Annotated in this window: 2 protein-coding genes; both read right to left on the bottom strand. The window is 64.6% G+C overall.

Annotated elements, in window-relative coordinates:
• Positions 1 to 192: 192 nt before the first annotated feature.
• Positions 193 to 984, bottom strand: a complete 792-nt coding sequence (istB, locus tag ACREB4_RS21165) for an IS21-like element helper ATPase IstB (protein ID WP_431590217.1) — start codon at positions 982 to 984, stop codon at positions 193 to 195.
• A complete protein-coding gene (gene istA / locus ACREB4_RS21170; protein ID WP_431590218.1) occupies positions 974 to 2,515 on the bottom strand; it encodes an IS21 family transposase in 1,542 nt (513 codons plus the stop codon). Before istA ends, istB begins: the two co-directional genes overlap by 11 nt.
• Positions 2,516 to 2,639 lie beyond the last annotated feature (124 nt).

Below are 2,639 nucleotides of genomic sequence, written 5' to 3' on the forward strand. Positions count from 1 at the left end.
GGGCACGCCCTCGGCGGAGAAGCGGCTGCGCGGCTCGCCGCTGCGTTGGGCTTGGCCACTAGCGCAGACACCGTGTTGAGGGAGCTGCGCCGCTCAGATGTCGCGAGAAGAGAGCGTGTGTTGATTTCCACCGAACCTTGACCCACGTTTTCCATCGAATACTGACCCACCCCGAATGGAGCCTTGGCAGGCTCAGGATGTGGATAACTTCTTGGTCTTGGACTCCTTCTTGGTGGGTTGTGCAGAACTATTCTTGAACCGGTAGCTGTCGTTGCCAGTCTCAAGGATATGGCAATGGTGCGTCAGCCGGTCCAACAGCGCCGTGGTCATCTTCGCATCCCCGAACACCGTGGCCCACTCGCTGAAGCTCAGGTTGGTGGTGATGACCACGCTGGTGCGCTCGTAGAGCTTGGACAGCAGGTGGAACAGTAGCGCGCCGCCTGATGCGCTGAACGGCAGGTAGCCCAGCTCGTCGAGCACCACCATGTCCATGTGCGCGAGCCTGTGCGCCATCTGGCCGGTCTTGTTGCACAGCTTCTCCTGCTCCAGCAGATTGACCAACTCCACCGTGGAGAAGAAGCGCACGCGGCGCCGGTGTTGCTCCACGGCCTGCACACCGATGGCCGTGGCCAGGTGCGTCTTGCCCGTGCCCGGACCGCCGACCAGCACGACGTTGTGGACCTGCTCGAGGAACTCGCAGCGATGCAGCTGGCGGACCAGGGCTTCGTTGACTTCGCTGTTACCGAAGTCGAAGCCGGAGAGGTCGCGGTACACCGGGAAGCGCGCCTGCTTGAGCTGGTAGGCCACTGCACGTACCTCGCGCTCGGCGGTCTCTGCCTTCAGCAACTGCGACAGCATCGGCTGCACCGCGTCGAACGCCGGCGCTCCCTGCTCGGCCAAGTCGGCCACGGCCTGCGCCATGCCGAACATCTTCAGCTCGCGCAGCATGATGACCAGCGCGGCACTGGCGGGGTCATGACGCATGGCGCACCGTCCTTTCCGACACATCGCGCAGCGTGTCATAGCGCAGCACATTGGCCTGCGGCTCATTGACCAGACGCAGCGCCTGCGGCGCATCGACTGGCGCCGGTGACGGCGTTCCGTCCAGCAACCGGTGCAGCACGTTGAGCACATGCATCTTGGTGGGCACGCCGGCCTCCAGCGCGAGTTCCACCGCAGCCAACACAGCTTGCTCGTCGTGGAGCAGCACCAGTGCCAGCACCTCCACCATCTCCCGGTCTCCCCCGGGCTGCTTCAGCAAGGACGCCTGCAGGCGTCGGAACGCCTCGGGCAGCTCCAGGAACGGCGCGCCGTTGCGCAGTGCGCCCGGCTTGCGCTGCAGCACCGCCAGGTAGTGGCGCCAGTCGTACACGGTCTGCCCCGGTGAGTCGTGACTTCTGTGGATGATGCGTCGGTGCTCGCACAGCCACTGGCCTTCGGCGACCACCACCACGCGCTCGGGGTACACGAGCAGGTTGACGGGCCGGTTCGCATAAGACGCCGGCACGCTGTAGCGGTTGCGCTCGAAGTGCACCAGGCAGGTCGGGGACACGCGCTTGGCGTGCTTGACGAAGCCGTCAAAGGGCATGGGCAGCGGCATCAGGAACTGCCGCTCGTGCTCCCACGCGTCGGCCACCGTGCCGGCCAGCTTGCCGTGGGCAATCTCCCGCCACAACGCCTTGCAGCGCTGCTCCAGCCACGCATTGAGTGCGTCCAGGCTGGGGAACGCGGGCACCGGCTGCCACAGCCGATGGCGCGCATCGCGCACGTTCTTCTCCACCTGGCCCTTCTCCCAGCCGGAGGCGGGGTTGCAGAACTCCGCATCGAATAGGTAGTGGCTGACCATGGCGCTGAAGCGCAGGTTGACGTCACGCCGCTTGCCGCGGTGCACCTTGTCCACCGCGGTCTTCATGTTGTCGTAGATGCCGCGCCGCGGCACGCCCTCGAACACGGAGAACGCGTGCGTGTGCGCGTCAAACAGCATCTCGTGGGTCTGCAGCAGGTAGGCACGCACGATGAAGGCGCGGCTGTAGCTGAGCTTGGAGTGCGCCACCTGCAGCTTGGTGCGCTCGCCGGCGATGACGGCATAGTCCTCGCTCCAGTCGAACTGGAAGGCCTCGCCCGCGCCGAAGGCCAGCGGCACGAAGGTGCCTCGGCCGGTGGTCTTCTCCGTCTCGTGCCGCTTGGCCTGCCAACTGCGCGCGAATGCGGCCACGCGGTTGTACGAGCCCTCATAGCCCAGCGCGGCAAGCTCTGCATGCATCTGGCGCAGCGTGCGCTTCTGCTTGCGTGACTTGGTGCCCTCGCTCTTGAGCCAGGAGGCGAGCCGCTCCGCGTACGGGTCCAGCTTGCTGGGACTGACCCGCTTGGCATAACGGGGTTCCACCGTCTGCGCACGCAGGTGTTTCCTGATGGTGTTTCGAGACAGGCCTGTGCGTCGGGCTATCTCGCGTATGGACATGCGTTCTCGCAATGCCCACCGCCGAATGACACTGAGTGTCGCCACGTCTATCACTCCTATGCTCCTGCCGCCAAAAGCAGCAGGTTAGGGATAACACGTGGGTCAGTTTTAGATGGAAATTACTGGCCGCTGTGGGTCAGGATTCGGTGGAAATCAACACCAAGTAATCAGACTTGGT

Origin of the sequence: Aquabacterium sp., assembly GCF_050725395.1 — a bacterium.
GTDB lineage: Bacteria > Pseudomonadota > Gammaproteobacteria > Burkholderiales > Burkholderiaceae_C > Aquabacterium.

Coding starts and splice junctions, on each gene's coding strand:
- istB (WP_431590217.1), bottom strand. CDS start 984: ATGCGTCATGACCCCGCCAGTGCCGCGCTGGTCATCATGCTGCGCGAG.